This window comes from Actinomyces urogenitalis (assembly GCF_002861525.1).
Classification (GTDB): domain Bacteria; phylum Actinomycetota; class Actinomycetes; order Actinomycetales; family Actinomycetaceae; genus Actinomyces; species Actinomyces urogenitalis.
Map to the genome: position 1 here is coordinate 174,149 of NZ_PKHA01000004.1, position 21,583 is coordinate 195,731.

The 21,583-nt window shown below is 62.7% G+C and carries 18 protein-coding genes; 12 read left to right on the forward strand and 6 right to left on the reverse strand.

Annotated features, from left to right (window positions below):
* Window positions 1-76: 76 nt before the first annotated feature.
* The 4 genes from CYJ26_RS05740 (at window position 77) to CYJ26_RS05750 (ending at window position 6,327) form a co-directional block, all read left to right on the forward strand.
* The gene (locus tag CYJ26_RS05740; RefSeq protein WP_101638102.1) at window positions 77-1,456 is read left to right on the forward strand and encodes a tyrosine-type recombinase/integrase; all 1,380 of its coding nucleotides are present in this window, start codon (window positions 77-79) and stop codon (window positions 1,454-1,456) included.
* A gap of 991 nt (window positions 1,457-2,447) precedes the next feature.
* Window positions 2,448-2,909, forward strand: coding sequence for a helix-turn-helix domain-containing protein (locus CYJ26_RS10815; protein WP_048685408.1), 462 nt, complete (start codon window positions 2,448-2,450; stop codon window positions 2,907-2,909).
* Window positions 2,910-4,615: 1,706 nt separating this feature from the next.
* The gene (locus CYJ26_RS10580) at window positions 4,616-4,978 is read left to right on the forward strand and encodes a hypothetical protein (protein WP_180950857.1); all 363 of its coding nucleotides are present in this window, start codon (window positions 4,616-4,618) and stop codon (window positions 4,976-4,978) included.
* The gene (locus CYJ26_RS05750) at window positions 4,975-6,327 is read left to right on the forward strand and encodes a tyrosine-type recombinase/integrase (protein WP_180950858.1); all 1,353 of its coding nucleotides are present in this window, start codon (window positions 4,975-4,977) and stop codon (window positions 6,325-6,327) included. Before CYJ26_RS10580 ends, CYJ26_RS05750 begins: the two co-directional genes overlap by 4 nt.
* A gap of 612 nt (window positions 6,328-6,939) precedes the next feature.
* On the opposite strand, the gene CYJ26_RS10585 is transcribed toward CYJ26_RS05750, so the two are convergent.
* The 5 genes from CYJ26_RS10585 to CYJ26_RS05770 form a co-directional block, all read right to left on the reverse strand.
* The gene (locus tag CYJ26_RS10585) at window positions 6,940-7,425 is read right to left on the reverse strand and encodes a hypothetical protein (RefSeq protein ID WP_145990767.1); all 486 of its coding nucleotides are present in this window, start codon (window positions 7,423-7,425) and stop codon (window positions 6,940-6,942) included.
* A 2-nt stretch (window positions 7,426-7,427) separates the two neighbouring features.
* Window positions 7,428-10,007, reverse strand: a complete 2,580-nt coding sequence (locus CYJ26_RS05755; protein ID WP_101638103.1) for a DEAD/DEAH box helicase family protein — start codon at window positions 10,005-10,007, stop codon at window positions 7,428-7,430.
* Window positions 10,007-11,650 (reverse strand): Eco57I restriction-modification methylase domain-containing protein, encoded by a 1,644-nt coding sequence (locus CYJ26_RS05760; RefSeq protein ID WP_101638104.1) that lies wholly within the window; start codon window positions 11,648-11,650, stop codon window positions 10,007-10,009. The genes CYJ26_RS05755 and CYJ26_RS05760 overlap by 1 nt, the downstream gene beginning before the upstream one ends.
* Window positions 11,647-12,297 carry an N-6 DNA methylase gene (locus CYJ26_RS05765; RefSeq protein ID WP_101638105.1) on the reverse strand — a complete coding sequence of 217 codons (651 nt, stop codon included), beginning with the start codon at window positions 12,295-12,297 and terminating at the stop codon, window positions 11,647-11,649. Before CYJ26_RS05765 ends, CYJ26_RS05760 begins: the two co-directional genes overlap by 4 nt.
* A gap of 165 nt (window positions 12,298-12,462) precedes the next feature.
* Window positions 12,463-13,827, reverse strand: coding sequence for a DUF2326 domain-containing protein (locus CYJ26_RS05770; protein ID WP_101638106.1), 1,365 nt, complete (start codon window positions 13,825-13,827; stop codon window positions 12,463-12,465).
* 784 nt (window positions 13,828-14,611) lie between these two features.
* Between CYJ26_RS05770 and CYJ26_RS05775 the strand changes: the two genes are divergently transcribed.
* The 8 genes from CYJ26_RS05775 (at window position 14,612) to CYJ26_RS05810 (ending at window position 21,355) form a co-directional block, all read left to right on the forward strand.
* Window positions 14,612-15,220 carry a sigma-70 family RNA polymerase sigma factor gene (locus CYJ26_RS05775; RefSeq protein ID WP_101638107.1) on the forward strand — a complete coding sequence of 203 codons (609 nt, stop codon included), beginning with the start codon at window positions 14,612-14,614 and terminating at the stop codon, window positions 15,218-15,220.
* Window positions 15,221-15,306: 86 nt separating this feature from the next.
* Window positions 15,307-15,603: a hypothetical protein gene (locus CYJ26_RS05780; protein ID WP_101638108.1), complete on the forward strand. Its 297-nt coding sequence runs from the start codon at window positions 15,307-15,309 to the stop codon at window positions 15,601-15,603.
* A complete protein-coding gene (locus tag CYJ26_RS05785; protein ID WP_048685444.1) occupies window positions 15,600-16,004 on the forward strand; it encodes a hypothetical protein in 405 nt (134 codons plus the stop codon). Before CYJ26_RS05780 ends, CYJ26_RS05785 begins: the two co-directional genes overlap by 4 nt.
* A complete protein-coding gene (locus CYJ26_RS05790) occupies window positions 15,997-17,133 on the forward strand; it encodes a DUF2800 domain-containing protein (RefSeq protein WP_101638109.1) in 1,137 nt (378 codons plus the stop codon). Before CYJ26_RS05785 ends, CYJ26_RS05790 begins: the two co-directional genes overlap by 8 nt.
* A 19-nt stretch (window positions 17,134-17,152) precedes the next feature.
* Window positions 17,153-17,701 carry a DUF2815 family protein gene (locus CYJ26_RS05795; protein WP_394373613.1) on the forward strand — a complete coding sequence of 183 codons (549 nt, stop codon included), beginning with the start codon at window positions 17,153-17,155 and terminating at the stop codon, window positions 17,699-17,701.
* An 82-nt stretch (window positions 17,702-17,783) separates the two neighbouring features.
* A complete protein-coding gene (locus CYJ26_RS05800; RefSeq protein WP_101638110.1) occupies window positions 17,784-19,733 on the forward strand; it encodes a DNA polymerase in 1,950 nt (649 codons plus the stop codon).
* A 58-nt stretch (window positions 19,734-19,791) separates the two neighbouring features.
* Entirely contained in the window at window positions 19,792-20,694 is a 903-nt protein-coding gene (locus CYJ26_RS05805) for a GIY-YIG nuclease family protein (protein WP_006548639.1), read from the forward strand.
* A gap of 346 nt (window positions 20,695-21,040) precedes the next feature.
* Entirely contained in the window at window positions 21,041-21,355 is a 315-nt protein-coding gene (locus CYJ26_RS05810) for a BRO-N domain-containing protein (RefSeq protein WP_101638111.1), read from the forward strand.
* On the opposite strand, the gene CYJ26_RS05815 is transcribed toward CYJ26_RS05810, so the two are convergent.
* Window positions 21,280-21,583 (reverse strand): integrase core domain-containing protein (locus CYJ26_RS05815; protein WP_145990768.1); only part of this gene is annotated, 304 nt, incomplete at its 5' end. The two genes, CYJ26_RS05810 and CYJ26_RS05815, sit on opposite strands and share 76 nt — an antisense overlap.

The window sequence follows — 21,583 nt, forward strand, 5'->3', positions numbered from 1 at the left end:
CTGCACCCCGAACGCCGGGCATGCGTGCTGTGCTCGACACCTACCCGGCACTGCCCACCCATCTAGGAGAACACTCATGGCCACCCACTCCCACCGTCCTACGGTTCTCGTGCACCGCCCGCTGAACGAGCCACAGGGCCCCAACGGACGCCCCGACGCCCCACCCCTGCCCCCTGCCTGGGACAGCCTGATCAGGGTCTACCTGGCCGAGTGCGCCCAGACCGGCACCAAGCCCACCACCCTGACCGCCCGACGCGGCCACCTGAGACGCCTCGCCCTGGACCACCCCCACCACGCTCCCGGCGCCATCACCGCCCCCGACCTGCTGACATGGCTAGACAGCCTCGACCTAGCCCACGCCACCCGCCGAAACACCCGTTACACCGTGCGAGGCTTCTTCGCCTGGGCGCAGGAAAAGGGCTACATCTCAACCAGCCCAGCCAGACACCTGCCCCCGATCCCACGCACCGCCCCACCAGAGGGCCAGGACGTGCCAGGACTCGACGACCCCCATGCTCAGGACCGCGCCCCCGTGCGCCGAACCGGCCCGGTCGCCGCGCCCATCCCACCCATGTGGGAAGAGGCGATCACCGGATTCATGGCCTTCGAACGCATCCAAGGCCGCGCTACCACATCCCGAAAAAAGAACCGCGAGCAACTCGCACACCTTGCCCGCACCATCCCCAACGCCGAGTACGGCCCGTGGTCCGTGACCACCCCCGCCCTGCTTCAGTGGTACACAGACCGCGAGATCGCCCTAGAAACACGCCACTCCCTACGCTCCACCCTGCGAGCCTTCTACGCTTGGGGAGTCGCCGCCGGACACCTCACCACCTCACCGGCTGACGTGATCCCACCCGTACGCCGCCCCGGACCCAACCCGCACCCGCTACCTGACGATCTTCTAGGCCAGGCCCTGGCCAAGGCTGACGCGCGGCAGACCCTGATACTGCGCTGCGCAGCCGAGGCAGGCCTACGCCGCGCCGAGATCGCCGCCATCCACGCCCGCGACCTCCTACAGACCTCAGGCGGCACAGTCCTAGCCGTCCACGGCAAAGGCTCCAAACAACGACTAGTACCCCTCGCCCCCGGCCTGGCCGCACTCCTGACCGACGCCACCAACGCCGACCCGCACGGCTACGCCCTACCCAACGGACAAGGCTCACACCTCAGCGCCGAACGCGTGGCAGACAGCGTGCGCCACCTGATCCCCTCGCCCTACACCCTGCACGCCCTACGCCACCGCTTCGCCACCACCGCCTACGACGCCACACGCGACCTGTTCTCCGTCCAACGACTCCTAGGCCACGCAAGCCCCACCACCACACAACGCTACGTAGCAACCGACGCCGACCAACTGCGCGCCGTCGTCGCCGCCGTGGCACAACGCAGCGAGTACGCAGCCCTGCCCCACCCCATCCCAGGGCCTGAACGTGGGAGAAATCGGGCCAAATGAGGACCACACGGCAAATCTGCTTGCCCTAGGTAAACGTCCGCGCCATGCTCTCACCCATGACACGCAGCCACCGCCGACCACGGCCCAACCCATCGCACGCACCCCGTGCACTGGGCCTCCGCCTGGCACGGCTGCACCCACTGATCACCTCCCACCCCGACGTTGCCGCCCTCATCGACGAACTCACCGGCGACCGCCGCCCTCGTAGCCAGTGGCGCCTCAACGTGGATGGCACCGTGTTGCGCGTGTGCACTGCGCTCAACGACGCGGCTACCTCGTTGCGCGTTTCTGGGCTGTCGCCTCATGCCATCCTCGCTGCTGAACGCTCTGCGGCCTGGCTGGCCTTCGAACTGTCGCACCTGCATACTCCACGGGGCAAATGGTCAGCTACCCGGCGTGCAGGGCGAGCCGCACGGATTCGGCGGGTGCACGGTGTACTCCGGCGGATTGTGATGCCCGAATCAACTGCCTCACAGCGCCTTCCCATCGTGGAAAGATGGGAGGATGAATGGGACGACGTAAGCGGGCACACCGCCGGGCGTCTACTGCGTCCCCTTGAATGGCTCCGTTTCCGAGTCCACCCACATCCACGTTGCTCAATGCGTGCTTTTGCTCGTTGCGAAGAATTGAAGCATCGGTGCAGAGACTTTTATGCCTACTACGCCGAGCGCGCCCTACACGACACGGCTACGTTCTCGTCGTTACCTGAGTTCGTGCCCGGCCTCGATGACGTACCCGCGCCAACATGGCGCCGGGCATCTAGCACTGACGCATGGCCGCCGCCGTGGCGGCCCGTCCTAGTCAGCCTGACGCGCGCGGTCCTGACCGCTGCCCCTCCTACCGTGGCCCCTGTGCCGGTGGGTGAGGGTAGTTGCGCCCGTTTCACCCTGGCCGCCTGAAACCCCGTTAGGCGAGCCCTCACACCACACCACCGGCATAGGCGCCCGGCGGCCTCTCAGTACACCCGTACCCCTGAGAGGACACCCAAGCCGTGCCTACCCCTAACCCTCTGCGCCCCATCGGCACCCCGACCGTCACCCTGCCGCTACTGCTGACCCGCTCCGACGTGGCAGGAATCTGCCGCGTTCACCCGATCACGGTCACGCGTTGGCTCAGTGACGGCTCCCTACCCGTCCTTCGCATCGGCACCCGCCCGCGCGTCCCGGCGGCTGCCGTGCTGGACTACGCCACACGCGGCATGTCCGCTGACTGCCGTCGCACTTTCCTCACCGTGGCTGGCCCGGCCACAGTTGACGTACCGGCCATGCTGCGTCCTAACGAGGTCGCTCAGTGCCTGGCTGTCAGCCTGTCCACGGTCAACCGGCTGATCCGTGATGGCGAGTTGCCACGTGTGGGCACGGTGCGTTCGTGCCAGGTTCCCGCGACCGCCGTAGCCGCGTGGATCGACGCCAACACCACCCCCGCACGCGTCCCGCTGAGCCTGCGAGGCTGAGCCATGTCGGGCCACCTCACAGTTGACGGTGCCCGCCCACACGTCGCCACAGTCAGCGCAGCCATCGCCTCATGCCGATATCCCCTGACACCATCGGCCAGGCTCGTGGCCTACCTGCTGGCTGCTGACGACTACGGCAAAGGCACCGCCCCCGGACGCGACAATCTCAGCGGATGGGGACACCTACCGCTCACCACTGTTCGCCGTGCCCTGTGCGACCTACGCACCCCACCGGCTGGCACGGACCCGCTTGTGACGACATCACGCACTCGGGCAGGGGAGGGGTGGCGTACCCGCTACGCCTTCACACCCTCATGGGCTAAGCACGCTCACACCTACGAGCACGCCCAGCCGCTCACTGTCACGGGCGAGCGCCCAGCGGTCACGGACTGGGTAGCCTGCACGGCGCTTGCTTGCCAGCCTGTCAGCGTCCGGCTCGTGTCCTTCGTTCTTGCCTTGGCCTCGACCGACGGTCTGACCGTGACAGCCACGAGGGCGGAACTGGCAGCCTGGACAGGGCTCAACCGAAAGAGCCTGGCCGCCACGCTCGCCACGCTAGACGCCCTCGGCGTCGTGCAGCCACAGGCTACGGGGAACGGCTACAGCCTTGCGACCCTGGCCACCTACAGGCAGGCCCTGGCCCGCATGGTCGCAGACCTGGACGCCCAAGGCCAGGCCCTGGACCCTGAGACGGCCTGCGTCTGGGCAAAAGGCAGACCTCGCAATGATGCCGCTCCTGCGCGGGCGCTGGCCCGGTGGCTAACGGCGACAGACAGCCAGAGCAGCCGAAGCGACGTTGTGGCTGCCTTCCTCACGCACATGGAGACCGAGGCAGCACCCTCTCAGCGGGGGAGACGGGCGACCTACTACAGGTTGGAGTTCCTGGCCTCGCAGGCACGTGACCGAACGGGGGTCCTAACGGGTCCAATTCAGGGCGCGGAACGGGGGTCTGAACGGGGGTCTGAACGGGTCCAATTCGCGACCAACCTGCCAGGTCTGAACGGGGGTCTGAACGGAGGTCTGAACGGGGGTCTGAACGGGTCCAAAACCGGGCGCGGAACGGGTGTAGAAATGTGCCCCCTCCCTAATACCCTTCCCTTCCCTACCCCTGACGGTTGGCCCGTCGGTGACCTGCCCGGGGAGGTTGTGCTAGCGGTGCGCGGCCCACTAGGTCCATTTGTCCGAGATACCCGCTTACCTCTCGATCCGGACACGCTGGCCCGTTGGGTCTTGGTCTACGCCGAGCGGGCCGGGCAGTCCTGGGACTGGGCGCTAGACCGGGTTCGTGCTCTCGCTGCCGAACCGTTGACCGGGGCGCGCGAGCCGTCCGCTGAACTGTGGCACCGGCTGCTGGCCCACCTGCCAGGCGGTGAGGGCTGATGACTGCCCTCGTTTTTTCTGAGCTTGATCCCACTGGAACACCCCGCGCCAGCGTGTTTTCTCCCCCAGAGGAGGGAAGAAAAAACGACCGAACGCGAGAAGTATCGGATCAGAGAGACGAAAAATGCCCAGGTTCGTCCCTGACGGGCAGTGCGTGTTTAGCCGAGGGGTGTTCCAAGCCTGTGCAGGGTCGTGGTCTGTGCGCTGCCCACTACCGGCGTGTTCGTGGCCTTCATCCGGGCACCCTCGATGGCTTCGCCGCTGCCCAGGAGTCAGGACGGTGGGTAGGTGACGAACTCGCGGGCTACGGCTGCGCTCACGTGCGCGTGCTCCATGCTCGTGGCTTCGCCTCGCTGTATGCCTGCACGATGCCCGGCTGCCACTCCCAGGCAGCCGAGTGGGCGTTACGCCCTGACGCCGCCCACGCCCGTCGTGACGACACCGGCACGTGGTCGCCCGATCCCTGGGACTACACGCCCCTGTGCGCCGCGTGTCACCGGCAGATGGATGCCGGCACCCGTGCCGCTCGCAAGAGCCGTGCCACGCCGTTACCCGCCCCGTGGTCCTGGCCCTCCGTCCCCACCTTCGCCCCCGTGCGTCGCTGGCAGGTGGCACAGGCCCCGCTACCAGCGCCCGCCCCGCCCACCGGGCAGACCCCGCCCATGCTCGACCTAGGAGAACTCTCATGACCGCCCGCTCCCACCGCCGCGCCTTCGGCACCATCAGCCGCCTACCGTCGGGGCGATTCCGTGCCCGCTACACCGGCCCCGACGGCGCCCGTTATTCCGCGCCCGCTACCTTCGACACACGCGCCCAGGCCGAGGCATGGCTAGTGACCGCCCGCGCCGAGGTGATACGGGGCCGGACGCCCATTCCTGAGGGCGCGCGCCTGACACTGGCCGCCTATCTCCCGGCCTTCCTGACACAGAGAGCTGCCGAACTGCGTCCCTCGACCCTTGGCCTGTACGACCGCCTGGCACGCTGCTTCATCCTCGCCCCCGTCGGGACCGGGCCGAGCGTGGTTGACCTGTCCACGGTGCCCCTGGCGCAGATCACCACCCCACTTGTACGCGACTGGCACACCGCTCTGCTGGCACAGTTCGCCCAGATCACCCCACAGTCCGCCACGCGCCGCACCCACCCCGCCCGCGCATGGGCGAAGGCCAGTGGGATCGACGTACCTGCCACCGGACGCCTGCCCCGCGCGGTCCTCGACGCCTGGAAGAATGCCGGACATCCCGACCCTGCCAGGCGGACACCCAACGCTTACAACGGGCATGGGCGCACCCAGGCGGCTCAGGCATACAGGCTGCTGCGAACCGTGCTTAGTCGGGCTGTGGAGGACGGGCTGATCGACCGTAACCCGGCCTGCCTACGCGGGGCAGCCACCGCCCCGGCCCCCGAACGTAAGCCGCTGACACCTGCCGAGGTCTCGGCCCTGGCAGCCGCGATGCCGCCACATCTTCGGGCCGCCGCCTTGCTGGCTGCATACTCAGGCCTGCGCCCCGGCGAGGTGTTCGCCCTACGCCGCCGAGACATCGACCTCAGCGACCCAACCAACCCCACCGTCACCGTGGAACGCACGCAGACACGAACTCGCGCAGGTCAGAGCGCGTTCGGGCCGCCTAAGACCGCCGCCGGGCGGCGCACGGTCGCCATTCCGGCCACCGTCGCCCGTGCCCTGGCCGATCACTTGGACGCCTACACCGCCCAAGGGGCCAACGCACTTGTGTTCACCACCCCTGCCGGTGGCGTCGTGTCCGCTTCCTACCGCTCTCGTGCCATGGTCGCCGCCCGTGCCATCATCGGGCGCACTGATCTGCGATGGCACGACCTGCGCCACACCGGCGCCACCCTGGCCGCTGCGAGCGGCGCAACCATGGCTGAGTTACAGGCTCGCATCGGTCACACCTCGACGCAGGCCGCAGCTATCTACCAGCATGCTCTAGCGGGCCGGGACGCACAGATCGCCGCCGCCCTGGACGCCTTCGCCGCCGCCCCGTCCAACGTCATCCCCTTGCGAGCACGCACAGCCTGACCCGCTGCTTCATACAGCATGCCGTGCCCTGTCACCGTCTGTCCGGTGGGAGGGCGCGCATTATCCACTGCCAACACCCCAAATACCTAAACCCTCGCAATAAACTTGCAGCCCAAAATCGGCCAAAAAACGTGTTCGGCGTGACCAATCGTGACCAATGGGGTGCATATAAGTGATTCGAACTGCTAACCTACGACAAACAACGACATTGAGATATCGCAGTGTTTTGGCGGAATAGCAACGTTTGTGAAGCGTCACCCCGACGCCTTCCAAGCTGCACACGCGGGTTCGATTCCCGTCACTCGCTCCACTAGAACGTCACTCTGGATACAAGGAATTCCGGCCCGGCCGGGAAGTGTCCAGGGTGGCGTTTTCGCTGTTCTGGGGCGGTTTTCAGGGTGTTGGGGCTGGGTGCGTTGCGCTGTGGAGTGGCTCCCCACCGGGGTGGATCAGAGCCTCGGAGGGGTGTCTCAGAGGCTCGCTCGGTGCGTCAAGGCAGGAAGCGTCAAAAAGTATGGCCTAGCGTCAAAAGGTTCAGCCCCGCGTCAAAAAGTATGGGGCTTGCGTCAAAAGGTATCGAACAAGCGTCAAAGGGTACGGAGCTCGGGCGAACTAGGAAACGCTGCGTCGTGTTTCGTGAATCTCATCCTCACCTTTGAAGCGCCACTTAATAATCAGGGCTTCTACCGTCAAACCCCATGCGCCAAGGATGGTCAGCGCGTACTGATCTCCATAGTCCAGACGATGAGGAAGCGATGAGTAACGCACGAATTGCTCGGCTTCATCCGGGAGTGCTGAGATCGCCACCAACTCAATGATGCGACCAGACTGATTGGTGAATGCCCATTTGTGCTTGTCCAGCCGCACCAATTCGCTCAGAGGGGCGGGTGCTTCTCGTTCTGCTAGTTCAAGTGCCTGCGCACTGATGAGGTTCGCCTTGTCAGCATGCTCATTCGATTGCTCTGCGAGCGTGTTAGCACATTCAGCGATTCGGTTGGCTTCTGCTGAGCGCCTATTGGCTCGGTGCGACTCGACAGCAGCCCAGATGGCAATGATGAGCGCACCGGCAGACAGAACGATGGAAATAACGCTACCCATGCTCATTCAGCTTTCAGGGTAATGACGGTGTCGTACAGGCCAACTTGGCGCAGGTCTTCACGGCGCTTTTGCTCCGCATGGGAGGCGTAGCCGACGTAGGACAGGGAAGCATCCTCATAGCGACGGAAGGCGAAGACAGCCTGGTTCATGTGGATGGAGTTGAAGACCCCCAGGTTCACCAGGAGATTGAAATCCTCCACGGACAAACCGGTGACCCGCTTGAACAGGTCTGGTTCGATCTTGGTGATGACGTCGTAGAGCGTGTTCTCCCTGAAGTCAGTCAGGTACATGAACGCTGGGATCCGGGTAGCGAACTTGATGAGCTTTTCCTGGATCTGCTTGCGCTTGGACTTGTACTCCTTCTCCTCAGCTGTGAGCTCCTTCTTCTCCTTCTTGGTCAGCGAGTCACCCTTTTCCTTCTTCATCTTCGACACCGATTCACTCTTGTTGACCACGGTCTCGAAGATGTCAACACCCAGGGCACGGAAGCCTTCGATATTGAGGATGGCTTCCATGGCACGCTCGTCGTTCATGATCTTCTTGAGCGTCATGTTGTCGACGTTGACGAGGATCGCGGACTCCCACTTCTTCGCCAGGAGGGTGGCCGAGGTGCCAGACATAGCGATGTCGAGCACCTCGCCCGCATCGATCTCCTTCATTGTGGCACCGTCGTAGGCCAGAACCGGGAGGTAGTTGACGAGCTCGGCGACGGCATGTTCGGGGCTCTTCGCCTCGGGATGTAGCCCTGTGCCGTAGTCGGCGATCTGGCGCAGAGCGCGCGTGGGTGCGAAGTCGAAAACGAATCCGACAGGCTTGAGGACCTCCTCCCGGTTCGGGTCATCCCCATTGGGGTTCTTGATGGCCCACGGGGACTGCACCCGGAAAGCGGCCTGGAAGTAGGACTCCGGGCTGGTGAGGTTGCGCAGCATCAGGATTGATGACCACTGCTTGACGGTCACCCCGGTGGTGAGCTTGCCGCACGACAGCGTGATGGTCTTGGTGTCGTGCCCGTCCCCAATTGCCTCACGTACGGGCGGGAGTGCTTCAACCCCAACCCCAGCGCCCACGCCAGCAGCGACGATCACCTGGTACTGATGCCAGAAGGTGTTGTGCCGCGCAGCGAGCAGGTTCGCCATGGCCTGGCAGGCAGCGACGTTTGGCAAGTACCAGAACGAGTGCTGGAGGTAAGGAAGCAGACGGGCATCCGCGTACGGGAAGGGTGGGCGGCCACCAGCTTTGAGCATGTCCATCTGTGTGGGCGCGTGCTCGCCACGGATAAGGTCCAGCCACTTCTGTACGTCAGATTCGTGGACGAACCGCGCTGTCTCATTACTGCCTGTGGCTTCGAAGAAGGTGTTGAGGTCGAACTCGTTAAACTCACCCTGGTGCGCGATAGCCACCAGGTCATCAGGCATCCGGTAGGTCAGCAGACGCATCTCCGGTAGCGCGGCATACGGGTTCCACTCACCGGGATGCTCACGCGCCCATTCGCGTTTGGCAAGCTGTTCGTCGGTATAGGTCCAGTTGAAGATCTGCTCCTCGATGAACTCGCCCGTGGCAAGAGCCTTGAAGGGTGTGCCCGAGAGGTAGAGGTAGGAGCGGGTCGTGATGGGAAGAAAGTCTTCTTCATCGCTACCCAGCTCGTCGAGCTCTTCATCGAAGGCGACCAGCCCCTCGTGGTACTCAGCCTTGAGTTCCTTGGCAGCTTCCTTCTCATCCTCACCTTCGAAGAGGGTTTTGGCGTTCTCCCGCCAGGCTCCGAAGTGGTACTCGTCGAAGACCACCAGGTCCCAGTTGACAGTGTGAATCCACTCGTTCTTGGACTTGATCAGGCCGGTCTTCTTGTCCCGTCCGAGGAGGTCCTGGAAAGAGCCGAAGTAGACCAGAGGCTGATCTGCCTTGACTTCGCCACCCTCATCGAGGGTTTTCGCGCTCAGGTACTGCCAGCCTTCAAAGTCCACGTGGCTTGCCAGGTCTTCACGCCAGGCGTCTTGGACGGCAGGTTTGAAGGTCACCACCAGCACGCGTTTGGCGCCCATGCGTTTGGCGAGCTGGTAGGTGGTGAAGGTCTTGCCGAAGCGCATCTTCGCGTTCCACAAGAAGCGCGGGACCGCACCCGGATCTTCTTCCCAGATGGAGTTGTAATAGGCAAGAGTTTGTTCGACAGCACGGGCTTGCTCGGGGCGCATCGCGAAGGTCTGGTAGCGCTCGCCCGTGTACTCCACCCCGGTGCGCAGTTCCGCGATAGCAGTGAGCACATCAGCAGGCTTGCAGCGCACCCACTCGGTCGCTGAGCCAAAGTGAGGATTGGCAAAGCCCTTCGCCTTCAGGCGCTGGATGACGTCCCTGTCACGGAAGATGCTGCCATCCTCACGCTCCGCAATGATGTCGACGTGCAGGGTGAACTCCTGCTGCATCTGCCCCTGCGACTCACGGATCCGCTCTCGCACATCCTCCTTCGTGGTCTGCCCGACCTTAATGAGCCCCTCATAGCCGGATGGAGGATTCTTCGGAGACCAGGCGTAGATCCGCAGGCGCGCCGAGGGTTTGGAGGGCAGGAGGTCCTCATCCCGCCTGGCCATCACTCATCCTCCATCGGGCGCACGATGGACTCAATGAACGCGATCTCCTCACCAGTGAGCCCGTACTTGGCGTACAACTCCTTATCCGTCCACTCTCGGTCCCAGGACTGTTGCGGAACGAACGTGTAAACCTTTCGAGTTGTATCCTGCGAAGCCTTGTGCAGGAGGATAAGGAAGCGAGTGAAACGGCACTTGAGGTAGGACAATGCGCTAGCTGCCTCAGATTCGCTGTTGAAAGGCCCGATACACAGATAAGTCTCGGAAGATACCTCCCCCGGTTTCCCTAGGAACGGCGTGCTAATGATCCGATGCGGATAAGTATCCTTGTTGCCCGTACCCGGAGCCGCACGCCCAACAAACAACTTCCAACAGTCGACGAACTCGTGTCCAGACCGGATGGTTTCCGCCGGGACGTATGCCGTCCCTCCGTTTTGGTAGATGACGTAATCCGTCTCGTTCCTTCGTCTGTCGTTGCCTTTGAATGTGGTGTCGAGACCGAACGGTTTACGCGCGCTTACCAATTCTGCGAAAGAGCCAGGTGCTTCCTTTTCAAGAACTTTCTTGAGAATGCTGACTCCTTGATTGAAGCGGATAAAGGTTTCAGTTCCCGCTTCAAGTAGCGGGCGTGTTGCGACAGACGGTTCTTGATCTTTGAAGTGCGTTGTTACAGTGCAGTCACCTTTGCTGTCTCGATTCCAAAGGAAGTAACACACTCCGCCCTTGAGGCCAATGCCTGAGAAGACGTCCGAGGCATTGACATAGTCCGTGATTGCGCGAAGTCGTCGATCGTTGAGCATCGAGGCGCGAAATTCGTCTAGACCCTTGCCGCCAGTGAACCACCGGGATGGGATGATCATCGTCAAATAGCGGGGATCCAAAGCTTTCGCCTGCTCGACAAAGTCCTGATAGATGGGCGCCGCTGACTTGCCAAACCCTCCGTCGGAAAGCTGGTAAGGGGGATTGCCGACGATCAGATCAAAATGCATACTGGCTCCAAATATTTCGTTAACGCGTTTCTTTATGTCGTCAGTGTGGGTGAAGGCGTAGGCATGGGTCTCAAGATCTTCGCCGCGCCCGTAGTCTTCTTCCCTAGCCCCGCAGTAGGAGCAGCGCCGGCCGGTGCGGATAAAGATTTCCTCTCCGGACAGTGGGTCGACGCGGCTCTCGCGCATGCCGCTCTTGTCATCCCAGGTGTGTTCGGTGCGTTCAAACCAGATGTTGCCTTCTGGTGTGTCGAAGGCCGTGCAGATGGAGTGCTCACTGTTGGCGTACTTCGAGCAGTACACGCTTCGGCGAGCCATGAGAGCGGTGAGTTCCGTGATCGCGATCCCGTAAATCTGCTTGGTGAGGATGTGGTTAACCCGCTCCTGTGGATCCGGAATCAGGGAGGCCAGCCCATCGTTGAATCGGTGGGTCGCCTCCCGTAGAAATACCCCAGTCTTCACGAACGGATCTAGCACCCGGGCGTTCGGGTTCGCCCACAGGTTCCTCCCATCGTGGTCACGTGCCCATGCTTCGGTGGCGAGATCAAGCATGGCTGCAGCCATCTCTGGAGGTGTAAACACTTCATCGTTGGAGAGGTTCGCGATGCAGGTGAGCACATCAGGGTTGTGCTTGTTCAGCAGGAGGTTCGACACGCTCATGCTGGTTGCGCTCCTTTATCGGCAATCTCGGCCACAGTCATAGGAGGGAATGACGTATCGGGGGTGAAGATCTCGGCCATGTCCATGGATCCGAACAAGGTGTCCTCCCCAAAAGCCGCACGCTTTGTCAGGTCCTGATACTGGAAGTCACGTCGCTGGAACTTTCCCGCCCCGAGGTACCCCCACTCGGCAAAGGTCAGAGGCTCGCCGTTGGGGATCGTCATGGTCAGAGCATCGGCCTGAACGATGTTGATCGCCAGCACTGCACGAGCTGCCGATTCCCACGAGCCGTCGGGGTCTTCTCCGATGAAGTCCGTGAAGATGGCGAGGAGGTTGGCGCGGCAGATCTCGGCGTTGTCGGCAAGCAGCTCGATGCCGTAAGTGCTCATCAGGGCCAGGAGTGCGTAGTGGCGGCGCTCGAAGTCGTTCTTGCCGTAGCGGGTGTGAACGGTTGCGAGCTTGCGGCGCAGGATCTCTTGGAGGAAGGCGCCCTCGCCACAGGCAGGCTCAAGGACGCGAGCATCGATACGCTCCGACTCGTCCTTGACCAGGTCAAGCATGTCGTTGACCATCCATTCCGGGGTGAAGACCTCACCATGGTCGGCCACACGCTGCCTGGACTTGACTAGTTGCACCTGCTCGCTCACATATCCTCCTCGCCTGCTCCAGCGTGGAGCATCGCGGCTGCCTTGTTTGTCTCACCGCGATGCTCGAAGCGGCCGCGAGGAGACACGCCATCTTCCATTATCGGTTCTCGGCGTTCTCGGAGGGGTGAGGCGAGGCCGTGTGTGCGCCAGAATCATGCGGATTGGTCAGTCAAGTTCGTCGAAGTTGAACTCAAGTTGCCCGTCACTGCCGCTCTTGCCTTGACGCTTCCTGCGGAACCTGGGCAGTCGATGGGAAGGAATCCCGAATGTGGGGCGCTCGTCAGCGGGCATGCTCGTGATGTAGCCGAAGAGGGACTCTTCGTCAGCATCGAGCGAGATGACCGTGTGGGCAGCGACGACTTTTTGGGCTTCCGCGCTCAGGGCGCCGGTGGCATCGAGCGCGAAGAACGACTGTTTGGGCATGTTGGCGAGGTAGCACAGGATCCGGCTTTGCCGAGGTTTAGAGATGTTCGCCCAGACCGGAGTGTCGTGGATGAGGAACGGCAGCTCGGTGATGCTGAGGATGGCTTGGTCGAGCATGACCATGGATGTGTACGCGGTGCCGGTACCATCGTCGCCGGGAACGTTGAAGGTGTAGCTGTCGTAGTTGTTGAACGTGAGCTTGGGAGGGTTTGCCTCTTCTAACGCATGCGCGAGTTCCTCCAAGCGCGTGTTGATGAGGGATTGGATTTCCGGGAGTACGCCTGCCTGAGTCTGGCTGAGTGCTTCTTTGGCCTGCTCGGCTTGTGCGGCGAGTTCACTGCGTCGTTCGTGCTGCCTAAGCGCCAGGTCGACGTTGCGAATTTGAACCTGAATTTGGGAGTACTGGTCAAGGAGAGCCCTGGGCAGGCGTGCAGACGAACGCTCCTTGATGAGCTGATGGCTCAGGTCGCGGATTTGGGACGTGAGTGCCTGGTCGACGGCTTGGAGCCGGAGGGTTTCATCTTCTGCCTGGGCTGCAAGATGGGTGCGAATACGCTGATGGAATGTTGCGACCTGTGTGAGCCTGTCCGTGTTGATCTGCGGGAAGATTTCGGCAAGTTCATGCCAATCTGCATTCGACGGGGCGGTGCTTTCAGGATGGCTGGCTGTAAGGAAGCTGATCTGTGTTCGCACGCCTTCTTGTTGGTTCTGGAGAGCGCGGATCTTTGCACGCAGTTCCGCGTTGTGTCCGGTGATCATGTCGTCGTCTTTGAGCAGGCGCTCGTCCTCGTCGCGCAGGATCTGTTCGGACTTGCGCTGAAGTTGGACGATTTCTCGCCGCTTTGCTTCGGCCTCGGTGCCTTTGATGGGCTGAACCACGAACACGCCCTCATGGTCGGCACGGTCGAAGGCCCGGAGCTTTTTCGAGCTGTCCTGGAATCCCTGATGATCGCCCTCGACCTGACTGTAGAAGCCGGTGAGTTTTTCCAGACGAATGATGGCGTCCGTGGGTGAATCTGAGGAGCTTTGTTGCAGGGCACGGCTTGGGGTGAGGTTGTCGCGCCCGGCAAGACGCACATAGGGGCCAACCATGTCTCGCAGGGACATGTGTGGCGTGTGAATCTCGTACTTGTAGCGCAGGAATTGTCGAAAAGTTTGTATCTGCAGTGGGGGTTCTGGGGCGGTGTAGGTCTTGTCGCACGGGTATACGTACTTGGCGGCGTCTTCTTCTGGGTCAGCGATGCGTAGAAAGTGGAAGTCCTCGACGCCTCACCCCACACTCAACTCTGAAGAGCCCGCATACTTGGCGACCTCACTGCCCGGCGCGGCCCGCAAAGCCGGCTCTAGCAGATCAAACAGCTCGGAGAACTTCACCTCGTCCTCCTAACTCTTCGCTGCGTACCGACGCCCAGAGAGCAGATGGTGTAGATCCGGCCGATCTGGTGTAGCGCTCTGGTGTATTCGCGGTGCAGAACGGGGGGGGGTACCGCCTCCCTATGTTGATGAGCGGGACATGGGAGCCTCGTCAGCACCTCGATGCTTGGAATTTTACCGAGCCAGAGCCTCTCCGAAGCGCTTCTCGTGCCTCGCGTCACGACAGGCATGACACGGAGGAGGAACGAACTTAGGCCATCTACCAGTACCAACACCCACCCATTGGGGCCTTCTCTGACCCCGTTACCGGCGTGTCGCAGGTACCAGCACGCCTTCCACACATCCATACAAACCGCGCGGAGATCCGCCCTTCTGGACGTCCAGGGCAGGTCAGTCGCTCAGGCACGCATGCCTGGGTGGTTGGCCTGCCCTGTTTTCGTCCCCGGGTTGATCTTCGCGCTCCACCAACGTCCAGGTGGGGCCGGGCCTCCGTCGCAGCAAGCGACAGGAGCCAAACATGGCAGGCAACGCCTCCACCCCGCACAACTACATCACTGTCAAGCTCGCGTTCGAGGTCACGGTCGCCGCTGACGCGCGGCGAGCAACCCGCGATACCAGCTTCCGTATCACCCCGGCCGAGGTCGATGCCTGGATTGAGGGTGATTATCAGAATCGCCTGGCGCAGGCCGAGGATCCCGGCACGGTTGAGCGTCGGTCTTTGAGTGAGATTCTCGAGGAGCTCAATGCCTCGGAGCGCAGCACGTCGCGGCGCTGGCGCACCCACACCGGTTTCCTCTCGGTCGATGACAGCGACCCCAGTGATGAGGACATCGAGTCCAGCCAGGTCGGCCTGCACGCCGCATCCGGCTACCGCAACGGCATCTACACCTCCACCACGCCAGACGATGCCACCGACGCATGGTCGACCAGCTTGGCCGTGCGCCAAGCACTAGCCGCATTGTCTGAACGGGAGCGGCAGGTAGTAGTCGCTTCCCGTGTCTACGGCCTCTCCCAGCGGGACATCGCAGCTGTGCTGGGCGTGTCCCAGCCGATGGTCAAAAAGATCCGGGACCGCGCCGAGAAAAAGCTCCGCGTACTGCTGTCCGACCCTGGGGTTATCAACTAGGCCTCGTCGCCGCCTTGAGGGTGGAAGGAGCATCAAGCCAATCCGGGCACCACCTTCCTTCCACCAAGTTTCTAAGGAGGAAGCTGATGACACACAAGACGGTGACAGTGAGTCTGTCGCGAGAACCTGACCCGGCCAAGGCCATCAACATCGGCCGGGTGGGGTTGCGAGAGCGGCTCTTGACCTGGTTGTTCGGTCCCATGCGGGACGTGACCGTTCTGGTCCCCGGCCGGGAGGTACGGGACGTGACGCTGCGCAGGGTCGATGAGGCCTCGTGCTGTGGGGCGGAATGTTCGGATGAGGAGCTGATGGCTATGGCTGACGCGGTCAAGCGTCACCCGGCAGGCAGCAAGCTTCACCGCACAGGTGGTGATGCGGCATGAACCCGCAGCACCGCAACGCCCTGATCGTGGGCATCAACCGGATGATGGAGGGCCTGGCCATGGTTGGGCAGGCGCTCGAAGCCGACGGCTGGGAAGGTATCGAAGACGAGTACGCGCTGGCTGGTGCCCGTCCGGTTGCCGCCGCCCGCCTGGAGGAGCCCGCTTTCCATGCCGAGCTCGAAGAACGCGTAGAAGCCGAGGAATCTGTCAAGCCTGCCGAGCCGGTGCGCGAGTACACGCTGGAGGAGGTGCGCGCTTTCTTGGCGGAGCTGTCCCAGCAGGGGTTCACCGCCCAGGTGCGCCAGCTCATCCTGGATGCCGGTGCGAAGGCTCTCTCAGAGGTGGATCCGGCCAAGTTTGGCCAGATCATGGCTGGGGCTGAGGAGATCGCCCATGCCTGATAGCCACGCACTTTTGAGTGCTTCGAGTGCTCACCGGTGGCTGCACTGCCCGCCCTCCGCACTCGCCACAGATGGCGTGGCTGACGCCCCGTCGGACGCAGCGTTGCAGGGTACGGCTGCGCATGCTCTGGCTGAGTACAAGCTGCTGCGGTTTTTGAAGCGCCGGGCGAAGCGCCCCACCTCTGAGTGGATTGATGAGGAGATGGAGGGCTACACCGACGACTACGTGCAGTTCGTTGCCCAGCACCTCGAGTCTGCGCGGGAGCACTGCACGAATCCGCAGGTGTATGTCGAGCAGCGACTGGACTACTCCCACCTCGCCCCGGGCGGCTTCGGTACCGGGGACTGCGTGATCGTCGCTGAACCCACCCTGCAGGTCATTGACCTGAAGTACGGGATGGGTGTTGAGGTGTCCCCGGTGGAGAACCCACAGCTCATGCTCTACGGGCTCGGCGCTCTGGCCGCGTTCGACGCGCTCCACAACATCGAGGAAGTCGCGCTGAGCATCTTCCAGCCTCGTCGGGCCAACGTCGAGACCTGGACGATCAGCACCCAGGACCTAATCACATGGGGCGAGAACACGGTCAAACCCATCGCCGACCTAGCCGCACGGGGCGAGGGTGAGTACGCCGCGGGTTCGTGGTGTCAGTTCTGCCGTATCGCCAGTACGTGCCGTGCCCGTGCGGAAGCGAATCTCGCGCTAGCCAAGCACGAGTTCGCACCACCCGCAGAACTATCTGTGGCTGAGGTTGCGGATGTGCTGGCGAAGATCCCTGAGCTCAAAGCCTGGGCATCCGACGTCGAAGCATGGGCACTCGCGAAGGCCCGAGCCGGCACCCAGATCCCCGGGTTCAAGGTGGCCGCCGGCCGCTCCATCCGCAAATACACCGACGAGGCCGCAGTAGCTGAGGCCGCGAAGGCTGCCGGCTACAGCGACATCTGGGACAAGCGCCTGATCGGCATCACTGCCATGGAACGCCTCATGGGTAAGAGGGCCTTCACCGAAACGCTCGGAGACCTGGTCATCAAGCCCGAAGGCAAGCCCACTCTCGTTCCCGAATCCGACAAGAGACCAGCACTGCACCGCGTGAGTGCTGCCACCGATTTCACCAACACAAACAACAACTGACCAAGGAGGTCACCCAATCATGAACACCAATCCGACTCGCGTTGTCACCGGCGAAGTCCGACTGTCCTACGCACACCTTTTCGAGCCCCAGTCCATCCAGGGCTCCAAACCCAAGTACTCCGTTTCCCTGATCATCCCGAAGTCTGATCGGGAGACGATCGGCAAGATCGAGCGGGCCATCGACGCCGCCATCGAAGCAGGCACTGCCAAGTTCGGTGGCAAGCGCCCGAACAAGGCCGCCCTCAAGCTCCCGCTGCGTGACGGGGATACCGAGCGTGACGACGAAGCCTATGCCGGGTGTTTCTTCGTCAACGCTAACTCCACCCTGCCGCCCGAGGTCGTCGACCAGGACCTCAACCCGGTGCTCTCACCTGCGGAGATGTACTCCGGCTGCTACGCCCGCGTCTCGCTGAGCTTCTACGCCTTCAACACCAACGGCAATCGCGGCATCGCCTGCGGGCTCGGCAACGTGCAAAAGCTGCGTGATGGCGAGCCGCTGGGTGGTGGCCGCACGTCGGCTGCTGATGATTTCGCAGCGTTCAGCGCTGGGGATGACTTCCTGGCCTAACCGCTCATCGCACAGTGGCGGGGCGCTCATACCGACAGGTGTGGGTGTCCCGCCACAACCACATCTATAGATAGGACACCCAATGCGCTCGCTCTCCCTGGACCTTGAGACCTTCAGTCCCACCAACCTCGCCACCGCGGGTGTGTACCGGTACGCCGAAGACGAGGCGTTCCGCATCCTCTTGTTTGGTTACAGCATTGACGGGGCACCCGCTAAGGTCATCGACCTGGCTCGGGGTGAGCCCATCCCACCGGGGATTCTCCAAGCGCTCACTGACCCGACTGTTACGAAGTCGGCGTTCAACGCATCCTTCGAGCGTGTCTGCATGAGCGCCTATCTGCGCCGCCATCACCCAGACCTGCTCGCTGAGGGGTTTCTGGGTCCGCGTGGGTGGCGTTGCACCATGGTGTGGGCAGCTTCCCTGGGCTTGCCGATGAGCCTGGACGGGGCAGCCAAAGCACTACGCCTCCCGATCGAGAAAGATCCTGCCGGGCAAAAGCTCATCCGCCGCTTCTCCATCCCCGGCAAGGATGGCATCCGGGTGCTGCCCAGCGATGATCCGGTGGGTTGGCAGCAGTACATCTCCTACAACCGCCGCGACGTTGACGTCGAAGTCCAACTCGCCTCTCGGCTTGCCCGCAACCCCATGCTGGAAGCGGAGTGGGAGACGTACTGGTTGGATCAGCGCATCAATGACACCGGGGTCCGCATCGACACCCAGCTTGCCGCCCACGCGGTCGAGGTCGACAGCCGCCACCGCGACACTTGCCTGGCGCGCGCCCAGCAGCTCACCGGATTGGAGAACCCCAATAGCCCCATCCAGCTCAAAGACTGGTTAGCCGCCCATGGCTGCGAGCTGGAGTCCTTGACGAAGACCGAGGTGGAGGCCGCCCTCGAGACGGTAACCGGCGATGTCGCTGAGGTGCTCCGGCTGCGCCAGGATCTCTCGCGGTCGTCTGTGAAGAAGTACCAGGCCATGCTCACCGTCGCAGGCAGCGATGATCGGGCACGTGGCCTCATCCAGTACATGGGGGCTGGCCGTACCGGACGCTTCGCCGGACGGCTCATCCAAGTACAGAACCTGCCGCGCAACCACATGCCCGACCTCGCTTCTGCCCGCAGCCTCCTCAACGCAGGCAACAGTGACGCCCTCGAACTGCTCTACAGCCCGCTACCAGACACCCTGAGCCAGCTCATCCGCACCGCCTTCATCCCCAGCAAGGGCCACCGGTTTATCGTCGCTGACTTCAGCGCAATCGAAGCCAGGGTACTGGCGTGGCTCGCCGGAGAAGAAGGAACCCTACAGGCGTTCCGCGAGGGCAAAGACCTCTACTGCCAGACCGCGAGCCGCATGTTCGGTGTCCCAGTCGAGAAACACGGAGCCAACAGCGAGCTACGCCAGAAAGGGAAGATCGCGGTCCTGGCCTGCGGATACGGCGGCTCGGTCGGAGCTCTGAAAGCCATGGGAGCCTTGCGCATGGGGCTGGACGAGTCAGAGTTGAAGCCGCTGGTGGATGCGTGGCGGGATGCCAACCCTATGGTCGTGCAGTTCTGGCACGACATCGAACAAGCAGCCATCACCACAGTTGAGACCCGAACGCCCACGCAGGTCGGGCGCATCCACCTGTCCTACCGCTCTGGGTGCCTGTTTATCGCCCTGCCATCCAGACGGGAGCTGTGCTACCCACGGCCGCGCCTGGGTGAGAACCGCTTCGGCATGACCAGCATTCTCTTCGACGGGGTGGATGGCACCACCCGTAAATGGGGCCCGATCGAAACCTACGGCGGAAAGCTCACCGAGAACCTCGTTCAAGCAACCGCCCGAGACCTCCTCACCCACGCCATGCACCACGTCGACGCGGCTGGCCACCGGATCGTCATGCACATTCACGACGAGATCGTCGTCGACGAACCCACAGACGGTGCGAGCGTTGAAGACATCGTGACGCTCATGACGAGGCTGCCCACCTGGGCTGACGGCCTACCGCTGGATGCAGACGGGTACGAGTGCGGCTTCTATATGAAGGATTGACTGATCTGGTTCGGCTCGGCACACCGGCCACGAGTGTGTGCGTCGTTACGATTGGTGCATGAGTGGCAAGCACATTGATCTGTTCCTCGTTGATGGCGAGTCTGGCGGCTTGATGACCGCGGACGTGTCAGGCTGGACCGGGCATGTGCTCTCCGGGCCGCGCTCAGCAGTCAGCCGGATGCTGACGCGATCGGATGCTCAGACCAACGGCGTCTACCTGCTCACCGGCAGTGACGACTCTGCTCTGGAGTCGCTGCGTTGCTATATCGGCCGGACTGAGAACTTCGCACAGCGCATGCGTGACCATGACGCCAAGAAGGACTGGTGGGACAGGGCCGTGCTCATCTCCTCGCGCGAGGAGGCGTTCAACGAGGGCTACTGGGCTTACCTGGAGTATCGGATGGTGGAAATCGCCTCACTCGCCCAGCGCGCCACCCTGGATGACAACAAGCAGACGCCCAAGCCGCGTAAGCTGTCCGAGGCCCAGCAGTCTGATGCTGAGGCCTTCCTCGAGCAGATCCGATCCATCCTCCCGGTGCTGGGCATCAACATCTTGCGCTCACCGCGCCCAAACCACGAGCGCACTGTCACCGAGATCGAGGACGCCACCTCACCGATCTTCTGGATCCGCATCCCAGCACGAGGTGTAGACGCGTCCGCACGGATAGTGGATGGGGAGTTCTTCTTGATGGAAGGCTCACGTCTCGTCGCAGGATGGAGTGGCCGAGGCCGAAGTGAGTCCACGAAACGCACCTATGCGAGCCTGCAGGCCCGGCGCGACAAGCTCATCACGGATGGCACCTTCCGCCAAGAAGGCGACACGCTCGTCGTAACCCGGGATGTTGCCATGGCACCATCGACCGCTTCCTCTCTCGCACTGGGTAACTCCACCTCCGGCCCTGGTACCTGGCGGTGGAAGGGCGGCACCCTGCGTGACTGGGAAGACCGCGACCTTCACTAGCCGCCTCACCGACGCTGAGAGCTGGCGCGCACTGCCCGTGGCGGGCAGGAGTCTGAGAAGAGTTCATCGGCCCCGCACTGGTTCTTCCCTGTCCCAAGGACGCATGCGTGAGCGAAACAGGGACTCCCGAGTCTGCTGACAGTAACGAGATCGGGGGCACTATGAGGGTCAAACACTAGCGCCAGGCCATCACTCCGGGCTGCTCAGCATGGAACATGCGCCACGAGCGCCACCGGATTTCATGCTGAGGGGTTATCAACTGCTGTCTCTGACCGCCTAGGGCCTGAGAGGACGAGCGCTTTGCAAGGTGCATCGCCGAGGACGCCTCTCAGGAAGGCGGCTCGACATGAGCAGCAATCTGAACTCGTACACCCACCCGGACTTCGGCAACCTGCGCACCATCGTTGATGGCGAGAACATCTACATCTGCGCGAAGGATGCCGCCACCGCGCTGGGATACGCCAACACGAACAAGGCCATCAAGGATCACTGCAAGGGGGTAACGAAACGGTACCCTCTTGAAACCCCTGGCGGCACCCAGGAATTCGCGTTCGGGACTGCTGAAGGTTTGGTTGACCTCCGGGTTTATGCCGCCAGTGTTGCGGTTGGTTTCATGATGAGTTCGAACTCGACGGGGGTGAGTTTCCCGAGCTGGCGTTGACGGCGTTTGGGGTGGTACTTCCCCTGGATCCAGGACACGATCGCCAGCCGTAGTTCCTCTCGTGTGCTCCAGGACCGTCGGTCGAGGACGTTCTTTTGCAGGAGCGCGAAGAACGACTCCATTGCCGCGTTGTCACCGCATGCCCCCACGCGGCCCATGGAGCCGGTCAGGCCGTGGCGTTTGAGGGCCTTGAGGAAGCGTCTGGAGCGGAATTGGGACCCGCGGTCG